The sequence below is a fragment of the Streptococcus sp. 1004_SSPC genome (assembly GCF_001069025.1).
Taxonomy (GTDB): Bacteria; Bacillota; Bacilli; order Lactobacillales; family Streptococcaceae; genus Streptococcus; species Streptococcus vestibularis.
Genome location: NZ_JWGQ01000102.1, coordinates 1 through 24616, shown reverse-complemented (window position 1 = coordinate 24616; position 24616 = coordinate 1). Strand labels below are relative to the sequence as shown.

Sequence of the window (24616 nt, the reverse complement as noted above, 5' to 3'; positions counted from 1 at the left end):
TTTAAAAGTGATATCATAAAAGGGTACTACATAAAGTAAGGAGAATACGGTTTGGCTTTTAACAAATTGGAAAGCAGTAACAACCAGGAAATCATCTCTGAAGAAGTTGGTATCTTGAAAGAATTGTTGGATGATGCAACACTAGGAATGGCTGGAGAGCAAGGCCTCACAACTATCCAACATTTGGTTGAACTTTATGATGAAGGTGACTATGTGGCCCTTACACAAGCCATTTCAGAAATGACAAATGACGATATGGTCGTTGCATCACGTTATTTCTCTTTGTTACCTCTCTTGATTAATATCTCTGAGGACGTGGATTTGGCTTATGAAGTCAACCACAAAAATAATATTGATGAATCTTATTTAGGTAAGTTGTCTGAAACCTTTGATGTTGTCGCTGAAAGCGACAATGCGCGTGACATTCTTGAAAATGTTAATGTCGTGCCGGTATTGACAGCTCACCCAACTCAGGTTCAACGTAAAACCATGCTTGAATTGACTAACCACATTCACGAACTTCTCCGTAAACATCGTGATGTTAAGGCTGGTCTTATTAACAAGGATAAATGGTATGCGGATTTGCGTCGTTATGTAGAAATTATGATGCAAACGGATATCATTCGTGAGAAGAAACTTAAGGTTAAAAACGAAATCACTAACGTTATGGAGTATTACAACTCCTCATTGATTAAGGCGATTACCAACTTATCGCATGAATTCAAACGTTTAGCGGTTGAAAAAGGTATCAAACTTGATAATCCAACACCTATTACAATGGGAATGTGGATTGGTGGTGACCGTGACGGGAACCCATTTGTAACGGCAGAAACTCTTAAACTTTCTGCGACAGTACAAAGTGAAGTTATCCTCAATTACTATATTGAAAAAGTTGATAATCTTTACCGCTCATTCTCACTCTCATCACGTTTGACTGAAGTTTCAGAAACAGTAGCAGAAATGGCGAAACTTTCTCCAGATACATCTGTTTACCGTGAAAATGAACCATACCGTCGTGCTTTTAGTTACATTCAATCTAAATTGATTCAGACGTTTCTTTTCTTCAAAGAAGGTAACTTTAGCAAGGAAAGAGTTGCTAAGCGTCTTTCTGAAAATGTTCGTCTTGGCTCAGTCTCAACAGGCGAAGTAGTAGCTGATTTTGTGCAAGAACGTCTCAGCCAAAGTCTTCAAGCTGTCTCACAACAAACTACCGAGTTTTATGAAACAGCTGAAGCTTTCCATGATGATCTTTTGGCAATTAAAAATTCACTTCTCGAAAATGATGATTCTGTCTTGATTTCCGGTGATTTCGAAGAGCTTCTTCAAGCCGTTGAAGTTTTTGGATTCTACCTTGCAACAATTGATATGCGTCAGGATTCAAGCGTTCATGAAGCTTGTGTGGCAGAGTTGCTTAAATCTGCAAACATTGTTGACAACTATAGTGAATTGACAGAGGTTGAAAAGGTTGCTGTTCTTCTCAAAGAATTGCAAGAAGATCCACGTACCTTATCATCAACAAATGTATCTAAGTCTGAAACACTTGAAAAAGAATTGGCTATCTTCCGCACTGCTCGTCTTTTGAAGGACTATATTGGTGAAGAAGTCATCAAACAACATATCATCTCTCACACTGAGAGCGTCTCAGATATGTTTGAGTTAGCCATCCTTCTTAAAGAAGTTGGTTTAGTTGATACTGAGCGTGCGCGTGTCCAAATCGTTCCACTGTTTGAAACCATCGAAGACTTGGAAAATTCTAATGAAATCATGAAACAATACCTTGGCTATGATATTGTTAAACGATGGATTAAGAACAGTAATAACTACCAAGAAATCATGTTGGGTTACTCAGATTCAAACAAAGATGGTGGTTACCTGTCTTCAGGTTGGACGCTTTACAAGGCTCAAAACGAATTGACCAAGATTGGTGAAGAGCGTGGCATTAAAATTACTTTCTTCCATGGCCGTGGTGGTACAGTTGGTCGTGGTGGTGGCCCATCTTACGATGCTATTACTTCTCAACCATTTGGTACTATTAAAGACCGTATCCGTTTGACGGAGCAAGGTGAGGTTATCGGTAATAAATATGGTAATAAGGATGCAGCATACTACAATCTTGAAATGCTTGTTTCAGCTGCTCTTGACCGTATGGTGACACGTCAAATTGCCGATCCAGAAGAATTGGTTGATTTCCGTGAAATTATGGACGGAATCGTTCACGATTCAAATGTTATTTATCGTGACCTTGTCTTTGGAAATGAACATTTCTACGATTACTTCTTTGAAGCAAGTCCAATTAAAGAAGTATCAAGTTTAAATATCGGTTCTCGTCCAGCAGCTCGTAAGACTATTACTGAGATTTCAGGGCTTCGTGCCATTCCTTGGGTATTCTCATGGTCGCAAAACCGTATCATGTTCCCAGGTTGGTATGGTGTGGGTTCTGCCTTTAATCACTATATTAAAGCTGAAGAAGGAAACCTTGAAAAACTTCAACACATGTTTGAAACATGGCCATTCTTCCGTTCACTTTTGTCTAACGTGGATATGGTGCTTTCAAAATCAGATATGAATATTGCCTTCCACTATGCACAGTTGGCAGAGAGTGAAGAAGTTCGTAGTGTCTTTAACATCATTTTGGATGAGTGGCAGCTAACTAAGAATGTCATTCTTGCGATTGAAAAACATGATGACTTCCTTGACGAAAGCCCATCTCTTAAAGCAAGTTTAGATTTCCGCTTGCCATACTTCAACGTCTTGAACTACATCCAAATTGAATTGATTAAACGTCTTCGTAATAATAATCTGACTGATGACGAAATTAGTCTTATTCATATTACTATCAACGGTATTGCAACAGGACTTCGTAACTCTGGTTAATAAAGTGAAGTTCATCGCTTCGGTGGTGAGCTTTTTGTTATAATGAAAATTCTGATATAATATAACCATGATTGCTATGGAAACGATTGAAAAGCTGACCAGAGAAAAACTCCCCACGATAACTGTCTTGGTTGGTGAGGATTTAGGGCAGTATAGTCAGGCTAAAGAAAAATTTTTAAAACAAATTGGATTTGATCCAAGTGACTTGACCTATTCCTATTTTGATATGTCCGAGACTGATTATCAAGATGCTGAGCTCGATTTGGAAAGTATGCCTTTTTTTGCAGATGAAAAGGTAGTTATTTTTGATCATTTCGAAGATATGACTACTGCTAAAAAGTCTTATCTAGATGAAAAAGCATTGAAACGTCTTGAAAATTATCTTCAATCACCTGTAGAAACAACACGTCTTGTCTTAATGGCTTCTGGAAAGCTCGATGGGAAGCGTCGGTTGGTTAAACTCCTAAAACGTGATGCTTTGGTACTTGAAGCTAACCCTTTAAAGGATGCAGAGCTTAGAACTTATTTTCAAAAACAGGCACATCAAGAGGGACTCATTTTTGAAAAAGGGGTTTTTGAGGAGCTCTTAATCAAGTCAAGTTTTGATTTTTCAGATGTTCAGAAAAATCTGGCGTTTTTAAAAGGCTATAAAACTGAAGGGAATATCTCATCGCAAGACATTGCAGAGGCTATTCCTAAAAGTTTGCAAGATAACATTTTTGATATGACTCAACTTCTTTTGAGAGGACAGATTCAGGGGGTTCGTGAATTGGTTCATGATTTACGATTGCAAGGAGAAGATGAGATTAAGTTGATTGCTGTTATGTTGGGCCAATTCCGTACCTATCTACAAGTCAAATTGTTATCTGCTCAAGGCAAAAGCGAGCAACAAATTGTTTCAAGTCTTTCAGACTATCTAAGTCGGAAAGTTAATCCATTTCAGGTTCGCTATGCTATAAGAGATAGCCGTCATTTATCAGTTGCATTTTTAAAGACAACGATTAAGATTCTGGTTGAGACAGACTACCAGATAAAAACAGGAACTTTAGATAAAGATTATTTATTTGATTTAGCACTTTTAAAAATAGCGTCAAACCGCTAAAAAAATGGAGCTTTCCAAGATTTTGTAAGCAAAATTTTTGAAAGCTCTATCATTTTACGGTAAAATAAAGAAAAAATGAAAAGAGGACCCTTACTATGGCTATTATCCTTCCTGATCTTCCTTACGCTTACGATGCTTTGGAACCATACATTGATGCTGAAACAATGACTCTGCACCACGACAAACACCATGCAACTTACGTGGCAAATGCTAATGCTGCGCTTGAAAAATATCCTGAAATTGGTGAGGACCTTGAAGCGCTTTTGGCTGATGTAGAAAAAATTCCAGCAGACATCCGTCAAGCACTTATTAACAATGGTGGTGGACATCTTAATCACGCACTATTCTGGGAACTTTTGTCACCAGAAAAACAAGAACCAACTGCAGAAGTAGCAGCCGCTATTAACGAAGCATTCGGTTCATTTGAAGCTTTCCAAGAAGTTTTCACTGCGGCAGCGACAACTCGTTTTGGTTCAGGTTGGGCATGGCTTGTGGTTAATGCAGAAGGTAAACTTGAAGTTGTTTCAACTGCCAACCAAGATACACCTATCTCAGACGGTAAAAAACCAATCTTGGCACTTGATGTTTGGGAACATGCTTACTATCTAAACTACCGTAACGTACGTCCAAACTACATCAAAGCTTTCTTTGAAATCATCAATTGGAATAAAGTTGCTGAGCTTTACGCAGCAGCTAAATAAGTCTAGAATCATCCTCAGTCTTGAGGGTGTTTTTTTGTAATATGGTTGTAAAATCTCCTTGCTTTTTAGGTTATTATAGCTTAAACTATTACTATTATGAAAAAAAAGAAAAAATATTCAAGTGAAAAGTATGGTGGAAGCCGCCGAAAAACTAAATACAAGAAGAAAGATTCGGTAAAACAAGACCTTCAAAAAGACGTTAAGAGAGATAGCAAAGATAGTAAAAAAGATGTCGAAAGAAGCGACGAGAAGAATAACAAAAAAGATAAGAAAAAGGTTTCTAAAAAATCAGTAGAAAAGAAACCAGTTGAGGAAACATCGGTACCAGTAGGACACAAGGGAAAAGAAGAAAAAACTGAAACCTTATCACTTAGAAGCAAACGCTCTAAAAAATCTAGATCAAAATTATCCCGTGATGATAAAAAACCTTATCTTATCTTATCTCTTCTGGGTGCAGTGGTTATTCTTGTATTTGTTGCTATGATTGCCTTAGCAGGACGAGGAAAACAGGCTGGTCACACTGGGAACCTTGGGAACATTTTTGGTTCTAACTCTAAGATAACTAAAAAAGAGGATAAGAAAAAAGAGGAAAAGGTAACTCCAACCAACAAGTCATCTGAAGCTAAAAAAGCAGTCATGGAAGCAGATGCAGATACGATGTATTCTAATGGTTTGTATTATGATTATGCTAACATGACATTGAACCAAGTAGTTGAAGCTTTTATGGCTGATCAGGGGATCGAGTCTAGCCAAATCGCTTTCTCATATAAAAATACCAAGACAAATGAGCAATTCTCTATGAATGATACTCAGCCAATGACTGCAGGATCGACCTACAAATTGCCACTAAACATGCTTGTCATGGATCAGGTTAATAAAGGAAAACTTTCTTTAACTGAACGTTTTGATATTACTAATACTGAGTATGAGTATCAAGGCGAACACGATAATTATGTTGCTGCTTTCGGTGGTTCAATGACTATTCCAGAAATGCAAGAGTATTCTCTTGTTTACTCTGAAAATACTCCAGCCTATGCTTTGGCGGAACGCCTTGGTGGTATGGAAAAATTCTATGGCATGCTTGATAAATATGGTAAATCAAAAGGTGAAGTGAAAACTATCCAAATGCATGGTAATAAGACAACGACGGATTATTACATCCAAGTTTTGGATTACCTTTGGAAACACCAAGATAATTACAAGGATATTCTCCACTACATTGGTGAGTCATTCCCTAATGAGTACTACAAGACATATCTTCCTAATCTGACAATTTATCAAAAACCAGGTTATGTCCGTGAAGCACTCAACGTTGATGCTATCGTTATGGAAGATACACCTTATATGGTTGCAATCTATACCCGTTACCTCGGTGGTTCAACTGAGGAATCAGATGAAATTAGTGGTTGGGGTCTTCAACAATTGGGAATGCTCTCTTATGTTATTAATGAGTGGCACCGTGTTAATATGAATTAATACTGAAAAAGCCGAAATAATCGGCTTTTTTTCTATGCTATTACATGAAGGTAAGAATTAGAACACTCACAAAGAGAAAAGGGACAAAAGCTACTGTTTCATTAGGGTTTCTACGTACTATGAAGTACATAAGCCCAAATAGGCAAGCTAGTTCAATAGCTAATAGTATTTTGGAAAATGGGAAAATGAGGGAGACACTGGCCAAATAGAGAAAATCACCTTCACCAATATTTAAACGTTTGAAATACGACAGGGCGGCTAAACTTATTCCTAAGGTAAAAGTGAGGTAGTGGTTTCCCAAACAAAGGAGAGCTAGTGTTCCAAGAACCCAAATTAGAAGGGGATATGATTTATTTTTTAAATCAAAAATAGTTACACAAAGACTGAAAAGAAGCAAATAGGTTCTTCCGAAATCTAGGTAGTCATAGAAATAAAGAAGAAGTATTCCTCCACAAAACAATTCCAAGAAGAGGTAACGGTATGGGATAGAGCTTTGGCATAACCGACATCTGAATCTTAAGAAAAGTTGCGATAGGATAGGAATCATTTCGAAAAAACGTAACGGATGCCCACACTGATTGCAATGGCTTCTGGGAAAAATAATCGACTTCTCAGGAAAACGATCACAAATCAATCCAATAAACGAGCCTAAAGAGGCACCAAGAAAAAAATATAAAATACTAAGCATACCTAACTATTCGAAAAAAGACAGAAAAAGCATTTCACTTGCATCTTATTTAGAAATATTCTAAAATATAGATATAAACGATAATAATTCTAAATAAGGAGAAAGAATATGGCACATTCAATTAAAGAAACAATCAATGAAACAGTTAATCATCAAGCAGAGACACCAACAAATACAAAAACCAAAGCAGTATTAAATCAAGCAGTTGCCGATTTGTCTGTAGCAGCTTCTATTGTGCATCAAGTTCATTGGTATATGCGTGGTCCTGGTTTCCTTTATCTTCACCCAAAAATGGATGAATTGATGGATAGTTTGAATGCCCATCTTGATGAGATCAGTGAACGTTTGATTACTATTGGTGGTGAACCTTACTCAACTTTGGTAGAGTTTTCATCTAATTCAGGTTTGACTGAAACTACTGGTACATTTGATAAATCAATGTCTGATCAAATTCAGTTATTGGTTGATACATATAAATACTTGTCTGTCTTGTTCCAAGTTGGTTTGGATATCACAGATGAAGAAGGAGATGCTCCTTCAAATGATATCTTTACAGCCGCAAAATCAGAAATTGATAAGACTATCTGGATGTTGACTGCTGAACTTGGACAAGCACCAGGCTTGAAATAATCAAATTTTGAGTTAAGATGATTGTCAAGAGTTCCTCTAAAAGTGTATAATAGACACAAAATACTTTTAGAAGAAGGGAGGCGGCGATATGTCTGAGCATCGACATAGTCTAGGTGTTTATGAAGATGTCCTGAATCAGTTAAAAGCTAAAGGGATTCGATTGACCGAATCTCGTAAAGCTGTTATCCGCTATTTAATGATGTCTGATCAACATCCTAGTGCTGATGTGATATATTATGACCTTCTCCCCGATAATCCGGGTATGAGTTTGGCGACGATCTATAACAACTTGAAAGTGTTGGTTGAAGAGGGAATTGTCTCTGAAATTAAGGTTAATAATGATAATACAACATATTATGATTTTATGGGGCATGACCACTTAAACATTGTTTGTGAAAAATGTGGTCAAATTACTGATTTAGATTTACCGATTCCGTCTTTCAAAGAAGAGGTAGAATCGCAAACAGGATTTCGTATTACTCGTGAGCAGATGATTTTGCATGGCATTTGTCCGAATTGTCAATAGATAAGAGCCTAAGTTAAATAGACTTAGGCTTTTTGTCTAGTTACATAATAATCTGTAAAGGTTTTCAAAATTATCTTGTCATGCCTTAAGCTTTTTGCTAAAATATTTCTATGAAAACATTATATGACGTTCAACAGTTGTTGAAGCAGTTTGGGATAGTAGTTTACTTGGGTAAAAGGCTCTATGATATCGAGATGATGAAGATTGAATTGGAAGCTCTTTATCAGAATGCTTTGATAGACAAGGAAAACTATCTTATTGCTGAAATGATTTTACGACGTGAACATCGCATTGAAATGGAGAAAGAAAATGAGTAAGAAACTCTTAGGTATTGACCTTGGTGGAACAACTGTTAAGTTTGGTATTTTGACTGCAGATGGTGAAGTTCAAGAAAAATGGGCTATTGAAACAAATACGCTTGAAAATGGTAGCCACATTGTTCCTAACATTGTAGAGTCTTTGAAACACCGTTTGGAAATGTATGGACTTACTGCTGAAGATTTTATTGGAATTGGTATGGGATCTCCAGGTGCAGTTGACCGAAAAAATAAAACAGTAACGGGTGCTTTTAACTTGAACTGGGCAGAAACTCAAGAAGTTGGCTCTGTCATTGAAAAAGAACTTGGTATTCCATTCGCTATTGATAATGATGCTAATGTGGCTGCACTGGGTGAACGTTGGGTTGGTGCTGGTGCTAACAATCCGGATGTTGTCTTTGTAACATTGGGAACAGGTGTTGGTGGCGGTGTTATCGCTGATGGTAACTTAATTCATGGTGTTGCCGGTGCTGGTGGAGAAATTGGTCACATTATTGTTGAACCTGAAACAGGATTTGACTGTACTTGCGGAAACAAGGGGTGTCTGGAAACTGTAGCTTCAGCAACAGGTGTTGTACGTTTAGCACATCATTTGGCAGAAGGATACGAAGGAAACTCTTCTATTAAAGCTGCTGTAGACAATGGTGAGCAAGTGACAAGTAAAGATATCTTCGTAGCTGCTGCTGAAGGTGATAAGTTTGCTAATAGCATTGTTGATAAAGTCTCTGAATACCTCGGACTTGCAACAGCAAACATCTCAAACATTCTTAACCCAGATTCTGTTGTTATCGGTGGAGGTGTTTCTGCCGCAGGAGAGTTTTTGCGTAGTCGTGTTGAAGGATACTTTAAACGTTATGCATTCCCACAAGTTCGCCGTACAACAAAAGTGAAATTAGCGGAGCTTGGAAATGATGCGGGAATCATTGGAGCTGCTAGTCTTGCTTGTAGTATTGACAAATAATGAGATAAAGTGCGCCTAACCGGATAAGGGAAGGTAGCACTTTTTTTGTTGAAAAACGTTTACAATTATCTGATCTCTGCCATTTTATTGAAAATGTGGTATACTTGAAAAGTTGAAATAAATAATAAAGAGGAAAAAATGACTAAACTTAGAGAAGATATCCGTAACGTTGCCATTATTGCCCACGTTGACCACGGAAAAACAACACTTGTAGATGAATTGTTGAAACAATCACACACCCTTGATGAACGTAAGGAACTTGATGAGCGTGCAATGGACTCTAACGATCTTGAAAAAGAGCGTGGTATTACCATCCTTGCTAAGAATACAGCCGTTGCTTACAAAGGTACTCGTATCAATATCATGGACACACCAGGGCACGCGGACTTTGGTGGAGAAGTTGAACGTATCATGAAAATGGTTGACGGTGTTGTTCTTGTCGTCGATGCTTATGAAGGGACAATGCCTCAAACACGTTTTGTATTGAAAAAAGCTCTTGAGCAAAATTTGACACCAATTGTTGTTGTCAACAAGATTGATAAACCCTCAGCTCGTCCTGAAGAAGTTGTTGATGAAGTCCTAGAACTATTCATTGAACTCGGTGCAGATGATGATCAATTGGAATTCCCAGTTGTTTATGCATCAGCTATTAATGGAACATCATCATTGTCAGATAACCCTGCTGATCAAGAGCACACTATGGCTCCAATCTTTGACACTATTATTGAACACATCCCAGCTCCTGTAGATAACTCAGATGAGCCTCTTCAATTCCAAGTGTCGCTTCTTGACTACAATGATTTCGTTGGTCGTATCGGTATTGGACGTATCTTCCGTGGAACTGTAAAAGTTGGTGACCAAGTTACCCTTTCGAAACTTGACGGAACAACAAAGAACTTCCGTGTTACTAAACTTTTCGGTTTCTTTGGTTTGGAGCGTCGTGAAATTGAAGAAGCCAAAGCTGGTGACTTGATTGCTATCTCAGGTATGGAAGATATCTTTGTCGGTGAAACAATCACACCAACTGATGCTGTTGAACCATTGCCAGTTCTTCGTATTGACGAACCAACACTTCAAATGACTTTCTTGGCAAATAACTCACCATTTGCTGGTCGCGAAGGTAAACACGTGACATCACGTAAAGTCGAAGAGCGTCTTTTGGCTGAGTTGCAAACAGACGTTTCACTACGTGTTGATCCAACTGATTCACCAGATAAATGGACTGTCTCAGGTCGTGGTGAATTGCACTTATCAATCCTTATCGAAACAATGCGTCGTGAAGGATATGAACTTCAAGTGTCACGTCCAGAAGTTATCATCAAGGAAATTGACGGAGTGAAATGCGAACCATTTGAACGTGTTCAAATTGATACTCCAGAAGAGTACCAAGGTTCTATCATCCAAGCCCTTTCAGAACGTAAAGGTGACATGCTTGATATGCAAATGGTTGGTAATGGTCAAACTCGCCTTATCTTCCTTGTACCAGCTCGTGGACTTATCGGATTCTCTACTGAATTCTTGTCTATGACACGTGGTTACGGTATCATGAACCATACCTTCGACCAATACTTGCCAGTTGTTGCTGGTGAAATTGGTGGCCGTCACCGTGGTGCCCTCGTTTCTATCGATACAGGTAAAGCGACAACTTACTCAATTATGCGTATCGAAGAACGTGGTACTATCTTTGTTAACCCAGGTACTGAAGTTTATGAAGGTATGATTGTCGGTGAGAATGCTCGTGAAAATGACCTTGGTGTTAACATTACTACAGCAAAACAAATGACAAACGTGCGTTCAGCTACTAAGGACCAGACGGCTGTTATTAAGACTCCACGTATCTTGACACTTGAAGAATCACTTGAATTCTTGGATGATGATGAATACATGGAAGTAACACCTGAATCTATTCGCTTGCGTAAACAAATTTTGAATAAAGCAGAGCGTGATAAAGCTAATAAACGTAAGAAAAAAGCGGCGGAAGCTGAATAATCTTTAGATAGGAGAAGAGATGTTTTATCTGATTGTTGCCATATTGATTGCTTCATTCTATTTCTTTATTGCACCAAAGTCGGTAAAAAACACTATGAATCTTCTCTTTGTCATGGCTACCTTAGCATTGCTCTTGCTTTTAGCAGTGTTATCAATCATTAAATTCTTCAGTTTACCTGGTGAGTTCTTTGTCACGGTAGGAATGCTTGCATTAAGCTATTTCACCTTGAAAGATTTTTTCGCCATGCCAGAGCTCAATCGTGATAAAGCTCAACAAGATGAAAATAAGTAGCATGATATTAAAGCCAATCTAACAGATTGGCTTTTTTTCTGTATCTAGAAAAGACTACTCCTTGAAATAGCTTGTGATAAAGGGTAAAATGGTTATGATACAATTTGAGAGAGTGGATGAATTATGAAATTAATAACACAATTTGAAAATAAAAAAGTTTTAGTCCTTGGTTTGGCTAAATCTGGTGAAGCAGCGGCTCGTCTTTTGGCTAAGTTGGGTGCTATTGTCACAGTAAATGACGGTAAACCATTTGAAGAAAACCCATCAGCACAGGCGCTTCTTGAAGAAGGAATTAAGGTTGTCTGTGGTGGACATCCTCTTGAACTTTTGGATGAAAATTTTGAATTAATGGTCAAGAATCCTGGAATTCGGTATGATAATCCAATGGTAGCTCGTGCGCTTGAAAAAGAAATTCCAGTTTGGACTGAAGTTGAGTTGGCTTACCTAGTCTCTGAAGCACCAATTATCGGTATTACAGGTTCAAACGGTAAGACAACCACAACAACTATGATTGCTGATGTTTTAAATTATGGTGGCAAGTCAGGTGTCTTGTCTGGGAATATTGGTTTCCCTGCATCAGAAGTAGCGCAATCAGTGACAAATCAGGATACTTTGGTTATGGAGTTGTCTTCCTTCCAATTGATGGGAATTGAGAGCTTCCATCCACATATTGCTGTGATTACGAACTTGATGCCGACGCATATTGACTACCATGGTAGCTTTGAAGGATACGTGGCTGCCAAATGGAATATTCAAAACAAAATGACATCAGACGATTTTGTTATTTTAAACTTTAATCAAGATTTGGCTAAAGAGTTAGCTACGCAAACAAATGCACAAGTCGTTCCCTTCTCAACTGTGGAAAAAGTAGATGGTGCTTATCTGGAAAATGGTGGCCTCTACTTCAAAGGTGAATTGGTAATGCATGCTGATGAACTTGGAGTTCCAGGAAGTCACAATGTTGAAAATGCTTTAGCGACAATTGCTGTAGCAAAATTGTCAAGTGTTTCCAACCAGGCAATTAAAGAAACTCTCTCAAGCTTTGGTGGGGTTAAACACCGTCTTCAATTTGTTGATACGATTGATAATGTAAAATTCTATAATGATAGTAAGTCAACAAATATTTTAGCGACACAAAAAGCACTTTCTGGCTTTGATAATAGTAAAGTCATTTTGATTGCCGGTGGGTTGGACCGTGGTAATGAATTCGATGAACTCATTCCTGATATTATTGGTCTTAAGAAAATGGTAATTTTGGGAGAATCAGCTCCTCGTGTCAAACGTGCTGCAGATAGAGCTGGTGTGACCCATCTGGATGCCAAAGACGTGGCCGATGCGACACGTATTGCCTTTGAACAAGCTAGTGCAGGAGATGTTGTCCTGTTGAGTCCCGCTAACGCAAGTTGGGATATGTACAAGAATTTCGAAGTGCGTGGTGATGAATTTATCACAACTGTTGAGCGATTGAAGGGATAGGCTATGGCAAAATCGAAAAAGATTGTTTTTACTGGTGGAGGGACAGTTGGACATGTGACCTTAAATCTTATCTTAATTCCAAAGTTTCTAAAAGATGGATGGGAAGTGCACTATATCGGTGATAAACATGGTATCGAACACGAACAAATTGATAAGTCTGGTTTAGATGTAACCTTCCATAGTATCGCTACAGGTAAACTACGTCGTTATTTTTCATGGCAAAACATGTTGGATGTCTTTAAAGTTGGTTGGGGGATTCTACAGTCAATTGCAATCATTGCTAAGATTCGTCCCCAAGCACTCTTTTCAAAAGGTGGATTTGTATCTGTGCCACCAGTTATCGCATCTAAATTATTAAGAGTTCCTGTATATGTTCACGAGTCTGACTTGTCTATGGGCTTAGCCAATAAAATCGCATACAAGTTTGCAACTACTATGTTTACGACTTTTGAACAATCAAAAGCTTTGGTGAAGACAAAGCATGTCGGTGCTATTACTAAGGTGGGTATGACAAGGTCTGATAATTCAGATCAACTAGATGAGGTTAAAGAACAGTTTGATGAGAAACTAAAAACAGTCCTTTTTATTGGGGGATCAGCTGGTGCAAAGGTGTTTAATGATTTTATTAGCAAAACTCCAGAACTGATTGAGCACTATAATATCATCAATATATCTGGGGATTCTTCATTAAATACCCTGAAGCGTCATCTTTATAGAGTTGATTATGTGACAGATTTGTACCAACCTCTTATGGATTTGGCGGATTTAGTTGTAACTCGTGGTGGTTCAAATACTATTTTTGAATTGTTGGCTATGAAAAAACTTCATTTAATCGTTCCTCTAGGAAAAGAAGCTAGCCGTGGGGACCAACTTGAAAATGCTGACTATTTTGAAAGAAAGGGTTACGCTCGTCAATTGCAGGAACCGGAATTAAGTTGGGAGACATTAAATCACGAGCTTGAACAACTTGTTGAACATGCAGAGACTTACAAAGAAGCTATGGCTAAATCTGAGGAAATCACTTCTCCTGATGATTTTTACAACCTATTAGTGACTAGTATTTCAAATAAATAAAGGAATTTCATGGCAAAAAAGGATCAAAAATCACAAGAAAAAAAAGTTCTGACGGAGTGGCAGAAGCGAAATCTAGAATTTTTGAGAAAAAAAGAAACCAAAGATTCAGAAGAGATGACTAACAAAACAGGCGTTTATCCAGAAAAAGCCACATCTCAGGAGAACAAAATACCAGTAAAAAAAAAGGTCAAGAAGAAAAAAAGAAAAAAAGTCAATACGACTAGCAATATTCCAATTGCACAACAAAATCTTGCAGGACTTGTTATTTTTATAGCTGCGATTTTAATCGTATTTTCACTCTTCTTTATTTCGCCTTGGTCTAAGCAAAAGATTCTTACAGTATCAGGAACAAAAAATGCTCTACCAGAAGATGTGAAAGTTGCAAGTGGTATTCTTGATACAGATTATATTACTCACGTCTTTTTCAACCAAGAAGAGGTTGCATCAACTGTTGAAAAGACCAACGTTTGGGTCAAAAAGGCTACAGTAACTTATAGTTTTCCAAATCAATTTAATATTGCAGTGAAAGAATATCCAATCGTGGCTTATCGTCAAACATCAAATGGATATGTTTCTATTCTTGAAAATGGTAAGACTGGAGGGACTGTTTCGACAGGAAATCTACCAGATAAATTCATCACTTTAAAGATGGATGATGAAAAGAAAATTGAAGATTTAGTAAAAGAGTTGAATAAACTTGATAGTAAAATCAAGACTAATATTCAAATTATTAATTTAACGCCTACAAAAGCTACTACAGATTTGTTGACAATTGAGTTATATGATGGAAATTCTATTCGCGTTCCCCTTTCTCAATTAACGACTAAGTTACCTTATTACGAGAAAATTAAGAGTAAGCTTTCAGATGGAAGTATTGTAGATATGGAGGTTGGCCTCTATACAACAACTCCTGAAGTAGAATCATCAAAAACTGATAAGGATAAAAAGAAAGATAAAAACAAGACAGATAAGAAGGAAGATAAAGAAATTTCCGACGAGGGTCAAGGAACAACGACACTAAGTGAACAAAATACTGAGGAAGAAGCTAATGCTGAAAATTCAGATATTCAAGGAGTAGGAAATCCGACTGTTAATCAAGATAGAACTCTTCAAACTTCCCCTATTCAAGGCTAATATTGAATAATAAAAACGTAAAATGCTGACATTTTACGTTTTTTTATGGTACAATAGTATCCGAATAATTCTGTATTTATACAGTTTACAAAGATATTGAATGGAAAGATTGAGAGGTCGAGTGAATGGCTAGAGATGGCTTTTTTACAGGATTAGATATAGGAACTAGCTCGATTAAGGTTCTTGTTGCTGAGTTTATTGATGGATCAATGAATGTCATCGGAGTAAGTAATGTTAAGAGTTCTGGTGTGAAAGATGGCATCATTGTTGATATTGACGCTGCAGCAAAATCAATCAAAACAGCTATTGAGCAAGCAGAAGAAAAAGCTGGTATTGTGATTGAGCAAGTGAATGTTGGGCTTCCAGCCAATCTTCTTCAAATTGAGCCTACACAAGGTATGATTCCTGTAACAAGTGAATCAAAAGAAATCAAAGATGAAGACGTTGAAAGTGTTGTTCGCTCAGCCTTGACTAAGAGTATTACACCTGAGCGTGAGGTTATCTCACTAGTTCCTGAAGAGTTTATCGTTGATGGTTTTCAAGGGATTCGTGATCCTCGTGGAATGATGGGGATTCGTCTTGAAATGAGAGGCCTCATTTACACAGGACCAACAACAATTCTTCACAATCTTCGTAAGACAGTTGAGCGTGCAGGTATTCAGGTTGAGAATATCATCATCTCTCCTCTTGCAATGACTCGTGCTGTCTTAAATGAAGGTGAGCGTGAATTTGGTGCTACTGTTATTGATATGGGTGGTGGCCAAACGACTGTTGCAAGCATGCGTGCTCAAGAACTTCAGTTTACTAATATTTACTCTGAGGGTGGCGAATATATCACCAAGGATATTTCAAAAGTCTTGAAAACATCTATGCAAATTGCAGAAGCGCTTAAGTTTAATTTTGGTAATGCTGACATTGGAGAAGCAAGTGAAACTGAAACTGTTCAGGTAGAGGTTGTAGGTGAAAATTCACCTGTTGAAATCACTGAGAAATATCTTGCTGAGATTATCTCAGCTCGTGTGAAGCATATCTTGGATAGAGTTAAACAAGACTTGACACGAGGTCGCCTACTTGATTTGCCTGGTGGTATTGTCCTTGTAGGTGGAACAGCCATCATGCCAGGTGTGGTTGAAGTTGCTCAGGAAATTTTTGAGACAAATGTGAAACTTTATATACCTAACCAAGTTGGTATCCGTAATCCAATGTTTGCAAATGTAATTAGTCTTGTTGAGTATGTTGGTCTCCTTACAGAAGTTGATATTATTGCTCAGCAAGCTGTGTGTGGTGAAGAGTATCTTCGTCGTAAACCTATCGACAATGAGGCGCCTACCTTGAGTTTTGATAGAACTACTACTTCAGCACCCCGAGTGACTCCACAACAAAATCGTATTCCAGTTGAGAATACCGTTGAGGTACCTCTACCGGTTGATGAAGAAAATCATGAACAAAAACAAAAACTCGGAGATCGTGTTCGTGGAATCTTCGGAAGTATGTTTGATTAATTGAATCTAGTAAAAGTGAGGAAATAAAATGAGTTTTTCATTTGATAGCGCATCAGTTCAGGGTGCGGTAATTAAAGTTATCGGTGTCGGTGGAGGTGGAGGAAATGCCATCAACCGAATGATTGAAGAAGGTCTTGCTGGTGTTGAATTTATTGCAGCTAACACGGATATTCAAGCACTCAGCTCTTCTAAAGCAGAAACAGTTATCCAATTAGGTCCTAAATTGACTCGTGGTCTTGGTGCTGGAGGTCAACCTGAAGTTGGTCGTAAAGCAGCTGAAGAAAGTGAAGAAACACTTACAGAGGCACTTACAGGAGCTGATATGGTATTTATTACTGCTGGTATGGGTGGTGGTTCTGGTACAGGGGCAGCACCAGTTATTGCACGTATTGCTAAAAGCTTGGGTGCATTGACAGTAGCAGTGGTTACACGTCCATTTGGATTTGAAGGTAATAAGCGCGGTTCCTTCGCTGTTGAAGGTATTCAAGAATTGCGTGAGCAAGTTGATACTCTTCTTATTATCTCTAACAACAACCTTCTTGAAATCGTTGATAAGAAAACTCCACTTCTTGAAGCCCTTAGTGAAGCAGATAATGTCCTACGCCAAGGGGTACAAGGGATTACAGACCTTATTACCAACCCAGGTTTAATCAACCTCGACTTTGCTGATGTGAAAACAGTTATGGCAAATAAAGGTAATGCGCTTATGGGGATTGGTATTGGTTCTGGTGAAGAACGTATTGTTGAAGCTGCACGCAAAGCAATCTATTCACCGCTTCTTGAAACAACTATCGATGGTGCAGAAGATGTTATTGTTAACGTAACTGGTGGACTTGATATGACTCTTACAGAGGCAGAAGAAGCATCTGAAATCGTTGGTCAAGCTGCTGGTAACGGTGTTAATATTTGGCTTGGTACATCAATCGATGATACTTTGAAAGATGAAATTCGTGTAACGGTTGTTGCAACAGGGGTTCGTCAAGATCGTGCTGAAAAGGTATCTGGTATGAAAGCCCGACCACGTAAAGTGACTACATCTCCTTCACAATCGTCAGTTCCTACTCAGCAAGTGGCTCAAGAACAACAACGTCCAGGTTCTCAACCTTCATTTGAACGTCAACTGAACTTAGACTACAATGAAACACCTTCAATGTCACAATCAGGAGTTCGTCCTGCTGTGGCAGCATCTCAACAAGAGCAGTCAGCTTTTGGACATTGGGATTTGAAACGTGATGATATTTCTCGTCCTGAAACAGGTGAACTTGATAGTCAATTAACGATGTCTACATTCTCAAGTGATGTTGAAGATGACGATGAATTGGAGACACCACCATTTTTTAAAAACCGTTAATGATGACTATAGAAGATAATAAAAATGGTATTTATCAAGCGGTAAAAAAAGCATGTGAAAAAGCTAATCGCTCTAGCGAAGAAGTCAATATAATTGCCGTAACTAAGTATGTTTCAAGTGAAATCGCTGAAGAATTGGTTGAAACGGGAATTAAACACATTGCTGAAAACCGTGTTGATAAATTTTTAGATAAGTATCAGGCATTAAAAAAATATGATTTGACATGGCACCTTATTGGTAGTTTACAACGTCGAAAAGTAAAGGATGTTATTAATTTAGTTGATTATTTTCATGCTTTGGATTCTGTTAAATTGGCAGAGGAAATTCAAAAGCGTGCGGATCATACCATTAATTGCTTCCTACAAGTTAATGTTTCAGGTGAGGAGTCGAAACATGGTTTTCCACCTGAAGAACTTGATACAGTTCTAAATCACATTGAAAATCTTGATAAAATTTGTATAGTAGGGCTAATGACTATGGCTCCAATTGATGCGAATGCTCAAGAACTTGATAAGATTTTTGCTGAGACAAATGAACTTAGACAATCAATTCAAGATAAAAAAATAAAGAATGTTCCTTGTGATCAACTAAGCATGGGGATGAGTCGAGACTATGACATGGCTATTCAGAATGGATCAACCTTTGTTAGAATAGGCAGTGCATTCTTTAAAGAGAACGGAGAATAACCTTATGGCAATAAAAGATGCAATTGATAAAATTGTTTCATATTTTGATACCGACGAAGTAACAGATTATGAAGATGTTGCTAAAGAAGAGGCTAAAGAACGTCCAGTTAAAGTACAGAAAACTGGGCATACACCACCCCCTCGACAGCAACGTAAACCTGAGCGTCCTCAGGCAACAGTCCCTCCTCGTCGCCAACATATCAATTCAGACGTACAGGAAACTCAAGTCCTTCGTAGTTTACCTTTGAGTCGATCACAAGCTAGTCAGGGATCCCAACAAATGAATATAACTAAAACTACAATTGCAATTAAATATCCTAAAAAATATGAAGATGCTCAAGAAATTGTAGAACTTTTGATTGAAAATGAATGTGTTTTAATTGATTTTCAATATATGTTAGAAGCACAAGCTCGTCGTTGTTTAGACTTTATTGATGGTGCTAGCAAGGTACTTACAGGAAACTTACAAAAAGTTGGTTCTTCCATGTACTTGCTCACACCAATCAACGTTGTTGTTGACATCGAAGAGATTGGTTTGACTCATGGAAATCAAGAAGCTACTTTCGACTTCGACATGAAGAGACGTTAAGCCATGTCTGTATTACTATATGTTATTTGGGCACGTATTGTTAACTTAGTAGAGATACTCCTTGTAATCTATGCTTTGTTATCTTGGTTTCCAGGAGCTTATGATACAGCTCTTGGAAAGACTATTAGACAAATTGTTCAGCCAATTCTTGCGCCATTTCGTAGGCTGAATTTGGTTTTTGCTGGTATTGATTTTTCAATTATCGCAATTATACTTTTGTTAAATTTCTCTCTTAGTATTCTTAAGGTTGTCCTATTTTGATGTTTGAACAAAAAAATATTGAACAGCATTACTCGTTAGAAGAACGTCTTTTTTTAGAAAAGGTTAAGGGATTTTGTCAATTAGTTGAAGATCGGTATAGCCCCTATTTGACTGATTTCTTAAATCCTCGTGAAATCCAGATTGTCAAAGATTTAGCAAATTACTATAATTTAAAATTTTTTGTAAGTTCAACTTTTGATAACGAAGAGTATGGAAGAGTGATTCTTGCACCGGATTATTATGAGCTTGATGAAGATGACTTTGAAATTAAACGATTAGAGATTTCTTATGCTAGACAATTTAATAAATTGATACACCCCAAAATTTTGGGCGCACTGATCAATCAACTTGGTCTTGAACGTCAAGTATTTGGAGATGTCATTCTTGATGAAGAAGGCCGAGTTCAATTTAATATTGCTTCTCATCTAGCCAGCTATGCAATAATGACTATTACTAAAATCGGTAAGGTTTCGGTTACGCTTAGAGAAGCAAGTAAAGATGATTGGATTTCAAATCAAGAAAAATATTCTCAATTTTTTGTCTTGCTTTCTAGTATGCGTCTTGATAATGTGTTAGCTACAGTATTAAAAATATCACGTTCAAATGCTTTAAAGCTAATTGCTTCAGGAAAAGTCAAACTTAATTATAGGCAAATTGAGAAAGCTGATCAGACAATATCTATTGGTGATATGATTTCAGTTAGAGGTTTTGGCCGATTTCGTCTAGCTCAACAAGAAGGAATTTCTAAATCAGGAAAAGCTAAGGTCGTCATCGACAGTCTTCTAAGACGACAAAAGTAGGTATTTAATTTAAAAGCATCAGAGATGCTAATGAAACTTGAGGAGATCTGTAATGAACAAGAAGTAGATGATTTTCTTGATATTATCGTAGATAGTTATGAAGATTTAGTTCATGGAAATCGTGAACTTGTTGCTCATGTAAAAGAGTTTGAAGAAATGGTAAAAAAATAAAGGAGGCCTGTAATGGCAATCACAGCACTTGATATTAAAGATAAACAGTTTACCACTAAATTTCGTGGATACAATGAACAAGAAGTAGATGAATTTCTTGATATTATCGTAGATGATTATGAAGATTTAGTTCGTGACAATCGTGAACTTTCTACTCGTGTAAAAGAGCTTGAAGAAAAATTGGCTTATTTTGACGAAATGAAAGAATCATTGAGCCAGTCAGTTATCTTGGCTCAAGAAACAGCTGAAAAAGTTAAAGCTTCAGCAGCAGATGAATCAGCTAACTTGATTAACAAGGCCAACTTTAATGCGACACACTTGATTGAAGAAGCTAAATCTAAGGCATCTGAAATTCTTCGTGATGCTACAGATGAAGCAAAACGTGTTGCCATTGAAACTGAAGAACTTAAACGTCAAAGTCGTGTTTTCCACCAACGTCTTTTGGCTGCAGTTGAAGGTCAACTTAGCTTGGCAAATGCTCCAGAGTGGGGGGAATTGTTGCAACCAACAGCTATTTATCTTCAAAACTCAGATGCTGCCTTTAAAGAAGTTGTTGAAAAAGTGCTGGATGAACATGTTCCAGATTCAAATGATGCTGCTTCGTTCGATGCAACTCGTCAATTCACTCCTGACGAAATGGCTGAACTTCAACGTCGCGTTGCTGAAAGCAATAAACAAGTTGAAGATTTCTCTAATCCAGATATTGACGAAACAAATGATATTACTTCAATTCCAGTAGATTTTGGTATTGCAGATTCATTCGAAAGTGAAGTAGCTGATTTTCCAACTTCTACACTTGTAGACGAGGAGATTGATTTGCAACCAGAAGCAAGTGTTGAAATCAACCTTAATGAAACACAAACTTTTAAATTAAATATTGGCGAATAAGAAAAATACAACTTACCAAGTATATTAACAGCGAGTGGGAGATGGTGTGAGTCCCACATTCCCTATTTGGATAGTTATCATTTTCAAGCATTCTAACTGAAATAAGTAAGCTAGAAGGGAGGTCCTCCTTACGGACATTTGAGGGAGCAATTTTACGTGCTCTAAACTAAGGTGGTACCACGAGCTTTCGTCCTTTTTTTGATGAAGGCTCTTTTTATTTAGTAGAATTAAATTAAAGAGGAGATATAATGAAACTTAAAGAAACTTTAAATCTAGGTAAGACAGCTTTTCCAATGCGTGCTGGACTTCCTAATAAAGAACCACTCTGGCAAAAAGAGTGGGAAGATGCTAAGATGTATCAACGTCGTCAAGAGTTGAACCAAGGTAAACCTCACTTCACTCTTCATGATGGTCCTCCATATGCCAATGGTAATATTCACGTTGGACATGCGATGAATAAGATTTCTAAGGATATCATTGTTCGTTCAAAATCAATGTCTGGTTTCTATGCTCCTTACGTTCCTGGTTGGGATACGCATGGTCTTCCAATTGAACAAGTGTTGGCAAAACAAGGTGTGAAACGTAAAGAACTTGATCGTACTGAATATCTTAAGATGTGTCGCGATTATGCACTTTCACAAGTTGACAAACAACGTGAAGATTTCAAACGTCTTGGTGTTTCGGCTGATTGGGATAACCCATATGTTACTTTGACACCAGATTATGAGGCTGCACAAATCCGTGTCTTTGGTGAAATGGCTAAAAAGGGCTATATCTATCAAGGTGCGAAACCTGTATACTGGTCATGGTCATCAGAATCAGCACTTGCTGAAGCAGAGATTGAATATCATGATTTGGTTTCAACATCTCTTTACTATGCCAATAAGGTTAAAGATGGTAAAGGTGTTTTAGATACTGATACTTATATTGTTGTTTGGACTACAACACCATTTACAGTGACAGCTTCACGTGGTTTGACTGTAGGTGCAGATATTGAGTATGTTCTTGTAAAACCTGCTGGAGAAACTCGTAAGTTTATTGTTGCTTCTGAATTACTAAATAGTCTTTCTGAGAAATTTGGTTGGGCTGAAGTAGAAGTTCTTAATACTTACCGTGGTGATGAATTAAATCAAATCGTTACAGAACACCCTTGGGATACAGAAGTTGATGAGCTTGTTATCCTTGGTGACCACGTTACTACAGATTCTGGTACAGGTATCGTCCATACGGCTCCTGGTTTTGGTGAGGATGACTATAATGTAGGTATCGCTAATGGCCTTGAAGTTGCGGTAACTGTTAATGAGCGTGGTATCATGATGGAAAATGCTGGTCCTGATTTTGAAGGTCAGTTCTACGATAAAGTGGCACCAATTGTTATGGAAAAACTCGGCGATTTGCTTCTTGCGAAAGAAGAAATCTCACACTCATACCCATTTGACTGGCGTACGAAGAAACCAATCATCTGGCGTGCTGTGCCACAATGGTTTGCATCTGTTTCTAAATTCCGTCAAGAGATTTTGGATGAGATTGAAAAAGTTAAATTCCATTCTGAGTGGGGGAAAGTTCGTCTCTACAACATGATTCGTGACCGTGGTGACTGGGTAATCTCTCGTCAACGTGCTTGGGGTGTACCACTCCCAATCTTCTATGCTGAAGATAAAACACCAATCATGACTGAAGAAACGATCGAACATGTGGCTAAACTTTTCGAAGAGCACGGTTCAGTTATCTGGTGGGAACGTGATGCCAAAGATCTTCTTCCAGAAGGTTTCACACATCCAGGTTCACCAAATGGTGAGTTCACTAAAGAAAATGATATTATGGATGTGTGGTTTGACTCAGGATCATCATGGAATGGTGTTGTTGTAAACCGTCCAGAGTTAACATATCCATCTGATCTCTATCTCGAAGGTTCAGACCAATACCGTGGTTGGTTCAACTCATCACTTATCACCTCAGTTGCCAATCATGGTGTTGCACCATATAAACAACTCTTGTCTCAAGGTTTTGCACTTGATGGTAAGGGTGAAAAGATGTCTAAATCTCTTGGAAATACCATTGCGCCTAGTGATGTTGAGAAACAATTTGGTGCTGAAATTCTTCGTCTTTGGGTAACAAGTGTAGATACTAGCAATGACGTTCGTATCTCAATGGATATCCTTAGCCAAGTATCAGAATCTTATCGTAAGATTCGTAACACACTTCGTTTCTTGCTTGCTAATACTTCTGACTTCAATCCAACAACTGATGCAGTAGCCTTCGAAGACTTGCGCTCTGTCGATCAATATATGACTATTCGTTTCAACCAATTGGTTAAGACTATTCGTGATGCCTATGCAAACTTTGAATTCTTGACTATTTACAAAGCTTTGGTTAACTTTATTAATGTTGAATTGTCAGCCTTCTATCTTGATTTTGCCAAAGATGTCGTTTACATTGAGAGCGCTGAATCACTTGAACGTCGTCAAATGCAAACAGTCTTCTACGATATTCTTGTTAAGATTACAAAACTCTTGACTCCAATCCTTCCTCATACGGCAGAAGAAATTTGGTCATATCTTGAATTTGAAAATGAAGACTATGTTCAATTGTCAGAGTTGCCAGAAGCAGAAGATTTTGCAAATCAAGATGCACTTCTTGAAAAATGGAATGCCTTTATGGACTTCCGTGGACAAGCTCAAAAAGCTTTGGAAGAAGCTCGTAATGAGAAAGTTATTGGTAAATCGCTTGAAGCTCATTTAACTATCTATCCAGGTGCTGAAGTTAAAGAACTTCTTGAAAGTTTGAATACTAACCTTGCTCAACTTTTGATTGTTTCAGCTCTAACAATTGCTGAAGAAGATGTTCCTGAATCTGCTGTAAGCTTCCAAGGTGTTTCATTCACAGTAGAACGTGCTGAAGGTGAAGTATGCGACCGTTGTCGTCGTATTGATCCAACTACTAAAGAACGTAGCTACAACGCGACTATCTGTGATCACTGTGCTAGCATTATCGAAGAAAACTTTGCTGAAGGTGTGGCAGAAGGTTTCGAAGTTAAAGCAAAATAAGCTAAAAAGAGTCGCTCCTTGTCAACTGTAGTGGGTGACGAAAAGCTAACATCTAGAGAGGACCTGATAGGTCTTCTCTTT

At 37.8% G+C, this 24616-nt stretch carries 22 protein-coding genes and 2 pseudogenes; 23 read left to right on the top strand and 1 reads right to left on the bottom strand.

Annotated elements, in window-relative coordinates:
• The first annotated feature begins 51 nt into the window (after positions 1–51).
• The 4 genes from ppc (at position 52) to ADF62_RS07685 (ending at position 6153) form a co-directional block, all read left to right on the top strand.
• Complete coding sequence (gene ppc / locus ADF62_RS07700; RefSeq protein WP_048788525.1) at positions 52–2874, top strand: phosphoenolpyruvate carboxylase; 2823 nt, start codon at positions 52–54, stop codon at positions 2872–2874.
• 67 nt (positions 2875–2941) lie between these two features.
• Positions 2942–3976 (top strand): DNA polymerase III subunit delta, encoded by a 1035-nt coding sequence (gene holA / locus ADF62_RS07695; protein WP_048788524.1) that lies wholly within the window; start codon positions 2942–2944, stop codon positions 3974–3976.
• 95 nt (positions 3977–4071) lie between these two features.
• A complete protein-coding gene (sodA, locus tag ADF62_RS07690; RefSeq protein ID WP_048788523.1) occupies positions 4072–4677 on the top strand; it encodes a superoxide dismutase SodA in 606 nt (201 codons plus the stop codon).
• Between the two features lie 96 nt (positions 4678–4773).
• Positions 4774–6153 (top strand): serine hydrolase, encoded by a 1380-nt coding sequence (locus ADF62_RS07685; RefSeq protein ID WP_082162595.1) that lies wholly within the window; start codon positions 4774–4776, stop codon positions 6151–6153.
• A 40-nt stretch (positions 6154–6193) separates the two neighbouring features.
• Here the strand turns inward: ADF62_RS07685 and ADF62_RS07680 are convergent, their stop codons facing one another.
• Positions 6194–6841 (bottom strand): prepilin peptidase, encoded by a 648-nt coding sequence (locus ADF62_RS07680; protein WP_048788522.1) that lies wholly within the window; start codon positions 6839–6841, stop codon positions 6194–6196.
• Between the two features lie 108 nt (positions 6842–6949).
• Here ADF62_RS07680 and ADF62_RS07675 point away from each other — a divergent pair, with 108 nt between their 5' ends.
• The 19 genes and pseudogenes from ADF62_RS07675 (at position 6950) to ileS (ending at position 24535) form a co-directional block, all read left to right on the top strand.
• Positions 6950–7471, top strand: a complete 522-nt coding sequence (locus ADF62_RS07675) for a Dps family protein (RefSeq protein WP_003093383.1) — start codon at positions 6950–6952, stop codon at positions 7469–7471.
• A gap of 88 nt (positions 7472–7559) precedes the next feature.
• Complete coding sequence (locus ADF62_RS07670; RefSeq protein WP_048788521.1) at positions 7560–7997, top strand: Fur family transcriptional regulator; 438 nt, start codon at positions 7560–7562, stop codon at positions 7995–7997.
• A gap of 110 nt (positions 7998–8107) precedes the next feature.
• Positions 8108–8314 (top strand): YqgQ family protein, encoded by a 207-nt coding sequence (locus ADF62_RS07665; protein WP_039976413.1) that lies wholly within the window; start codon positions 8108–8110, stop codon positions 8312–8314.
• Positions 8307–9275, top strand: coding sequence for an ROK family glucokinase (locus tag ADF62_RS07660; RefSeq protein ID WP_048788520.1), 969 nt, complete (start codon positions 8307–8309; stop codon positions 9273–9275). Before ADF62_RS07665 ends, ADF62_RS07660 begins: the two co-directional genes overlap by 8 nt.
• A gap of 138 nt (positions 9276–9413) precedes the next feature.
• Positions 9414–11264, top strand: a complete 1851-nt coding sequence (typA, locus tag ADF62_RS07655; RefSeq protein WP_003094855.1) for a translational GTPase TypA — start codon at positions 9414–9416, stop codon at positions 11262–11264.
• A gap of 19 nt (positions 11265–11283) precedes the next feature.
• Positions 11284–11556: a DUF3165 family protein gene (locus ADF62_RS07650; RefSeq protein ID WP_003093713.1), complete on the top strand. Its 273-nt coding sequence runs from the start codon at positions 11284–11286 to the stop codon at positions 11554–11556.
• 123 nt (positions 11557–11679) lie between these two features.
• Positions 11680–13032, top strand: coding sequence for a UDP-N-acetylmuramoyl-L-alanine--D-glutamate ligase (gene murD / locus ADF62_RS07645; RefSeq protein ID WP_003097447.1), 1353 nt, complete (start codon positions 11680–11682; stop codon positions 13030–13032).
• 3 nt (positions 13033–13035) lie between these two features.
• The gene (locus tag ADF62_RS07640; RefSeq protein WP_048788519.1) at positions 13036–14106 is read left to right on the top strand and encodes a UDP-N-acetylglucosamine--N-acetylmuramyl-(pentapeptide) pyrophosphoryl-undecaprenol N-acetylglucosamine transferase; all 1071 of its coding nucleotides are present in this window, start codon (positions 13036–13038) and stop codon (positions 14104–14106) included.
• Between the two features lie 9 nt (positions 14107–14115).
• Positions 14116–15240, top strand: coding sequence for a cell division protein FtsQ/DivIB (locus ADF62_RS07635; RefSeq protein ID WP_003094410.1), 1125 nt, complete (start codon positions 14116–14118; stop codon positions 15238–15240).
• Between the two features lie 125 nt (positions 15241–15365).
• Positions 15366–16742, top strand: coding sequence for a cell division protein FtsA (gene ftsA / locus ADF62_RS07630; RefSeq protein WP_003097444.1), 1377 nt, complete (start codon positions 15366–15368; stop codon positions 16740–16742).
• A gap of 28 nt (positions 16743–16770) precedes the next feature.
• Positions 16771–17758, top strand: a pseudogene (gene ftsZ, locus ADF62_RS07625) (cell division protein FtsZ); the annotation flags it as partial.
• A gap of 179 nt (positions 17759–17937) precedes the next feature.
• Positions 17938–18093: pseudogene (locus tag ADF62_RS11915) on the top strand (cell division protein FtsZ); the annotation flags it as partial.
• A 2-nt stretch (positions 18094–18095) separates the two neighbouring features.
• Complete coding sequence (locus ADF62_RS07620) at positions 18096–18779, top strand: YggS family pyridoxal phosphate-dependent enzyme (RefSeq protein ID WP_037621717.1); 684 nt, start codon at positions 18096–18098, stop codon at positions 18777–18779.
• Positions 18780–18783: 4 nt separating this feature from the next.
• Positions 18784–19368 (top strand): cell division protein SepF, encoded by a 585-nt coding sequence (locus tag ADF62_RS07615; protein ID WP_003094206.1) that lies wholly within the window; start codon positions 18784–18786, stop codon positions 19366–19368.
• A 3-nt stretch (positions 19369–19371) separates the two neighbouring features.
• Positions 19372–19629 (top strand): YggT family protein, encoded by a 258-nt coding sequence (locus tag ADF62_RS07610; RefSeq protein ID WP_003094075.1) that lies wholly within the window; start codon positions 19372–19374, stop codon positions 19627–19629.
• Positions 19629–20429, top strand: coding sequence for an RNA-binding protein (locus tag ADF62_RS07605; protein ID WP_048788518.1), 801 nt, complete (start codon positions 19629–19631; stop codon positions 20427–20429). The genes ADF62_RS07610 and ADF62_RS07605 overlap by 1 nt, the downstream gene beginning before the upstream one ends.
• A gap of 30 nt (positions 20430–20459) precedes the next feature.
• Positions 20460–20600, top strand: a complete 141-nt coding sequence (locus ADF62_RS07600; RefSeq protein WP_003094392.1) for a DivIVA domain-containing protein — start codon at positions 20460–20462, stop codon at positions 20598–20600.
• A gap of 12 nt (positions 20601–20612) precedes the next feature.
• Positions 20613–21488 carry a DivIVA domain-containing protein gene (locus ADF62_RS07595; RefSeq protein WP_003097437.1) on the top strand — a complete coding sequence of 292 codons (876 nt, stop codon included), beginning with the start codon at positions 20613–20615 and terminating at the stop codon, positions 21486–21488.
• Positions 21489–21736: 248 nt separating this feature from the next.
• Positions 21737–24535 (top strand): isoleucine--tRNA ligase, encoded by a 2799-nt coding sequence (gene ileS / locus ADF62_RS07590; protein ID WP_048788517.1) that lies wholly within the window; start codon positions 21737–21739, stop codon positions 24533–24535.
• Positions 24536–24616 lie beyond the last annotated feature (81 nt).

What these genes read in the sequence shown, in the direction of transcription:
- sodA (WP_048788523.1), top strand. Translation starts at nt 4,072, where the DNA reads ATGGCTATTATCCTTCCTGATCTTCCTTACGCTTACGATGCTTTGGAA.
- ADF62_RS07680 (WP_048788522.1), bottom strand. Translation starts at nt 6,841, where the DNA reads ATGCTTAGTATTTTATATTTTTTTCTTGGTGCCTCTTTAGGCTCGTTT.
- ADF62_RS07620 (WP_037621717.1), top strand. Translation starts at nt 18,096, where the DNA reads ATGACTATAGAAGATAATAAAAATGGTATTTATCAAGCGGTAAAAAAA.
- murD (WP_003097447.1), top strand. Translation starts at nt 11,680, where the DNA reads ATGAAATTAATAACACAATTTGAAAATAAAAAAGTTTTAGTCCTTGGT.
- ADF62_RS07675 (WP_003093383.1), top strand. Translation starts at nt 6,950, where the DNA reads ATGGCACATTCAATTAAAGAAACAATCAATGAAACAGTTAATCATCAA.
- ADF62_RS07600 (WP_003094392.1), top strand. Translation starts at nt 20,460, where the DNA reads ATGAAACTTGAGGAGATCTGTAATGAACAAGAAGTAGATGATTTTCTT.
- ADF62_RS07660 (WP_048788520.1), top strand. Translation starts at nt 8,307, where the DNA reads ATGAGTAAGAAACTCTTAGGTATTGACCTTGGTGGAACAACTGTTAAG.
- ADF62_RS07615 (WP_003094206.1), top strand. Translation starts at nt 18,784, where the DNA reads ATGGCAATAAAAGATGCAATTGATAAAATTGTTTCATATTTTGATACC.
- ADF62_RS07640 (WP_048788519.1), top strand. Translation starts at nt 13,036, where the DNA reads ATGGCAAAATCGAAAAAGATTGTTTTTACTGGTGGAGGGACAGTTGGA.
- ADF62_RS07595 (WP_003097437.1), top strand. Translation starts at nt 20,613, where the DNA reads ATGGCAATCACAGCACTTGATATTAAAGATAAACAGTTTACCACTAAA.
- ADF62_RS07665 (WP_039976413.1), top strand. Translation starts at nt 8,108, where the DNA reads ATGAAAACATTATATGACGTTCAACAGTTGTTGAAGCAGTTTGGGATA.
- ADF62_RS07605 (WP_048788518.1), top strand. Translation starts at nt 19,629, where the DNA reads ATGTTTGAACAAAAAAATATTGAACAGCATTACTCGTTAGAAGAACGT.
- ftsA (WP_003097444.1), top strand. Translation starts at nt 15,366, where the DNA reads ATGGCTAGAGATGGCTTTTTTACAGGATTAGATATAGGAACTAGCTCG.
- holA (WP_048788524.1), top strand. Translation starts at nt 2,942, where the DNA reads ATGATTGCTATGGAAACGATTGAAAAGCTGACCAGAGAAAAACTCCCC.
- ADF62_RS07635 (WP_003094410.1), top strand. Translation starts at nt 14,116, where the DNA reads ATGGCAAAAAAGGATCAAAAATCACAAGAAAAAAAAGTTCTGACGGAG.
- ADF62_RS07670 (WP_048788521.1), top strand. Translation starts at nt 7,560, where the DNA reads ATGTCTGAGCATCGACATAGTCTAGGTGTTTATGAAGATGTCCTGAAT.
- ileS (WP_048788517.1), top strand. Translation starts at nt 21,737, where the DNA reads ATGAAACTTAAAGAAACTTTAAATCTAGGTAAGACAGCTTTTCCAATG.
- ADF62_RS07650 (WP_003093713.1), top strand. Translation starts at nt 11,284, where the DNA reads ATGTTTTATCTGATTGTTGCCATATTGATTGCTTCATTCTATTTCTTT.
- ADF62_RS07610 (WP_003094075.1), top strand. Translation starts at nt 19,372, where the DNA reads ATGTCTGTATTACTATATGTTATTTGGGCACGTATTGTTAACTTAGTA.
- typA (WP_003094855.1), top strand. Translation starts at nt 9,414, where the DNA reads ATGACTAAACTTAGAGAAGATATCCGTAACGTTGCCATTATTGCCCAC.
- ADF62_RS07685 (WP_082162595.1), top strand. Translation starts at nt 4,774, where the DNA reads ATGAAAAAAAAGAAAAAATATTCAAGTGAAAAGTATGGTGGAAGCCGC.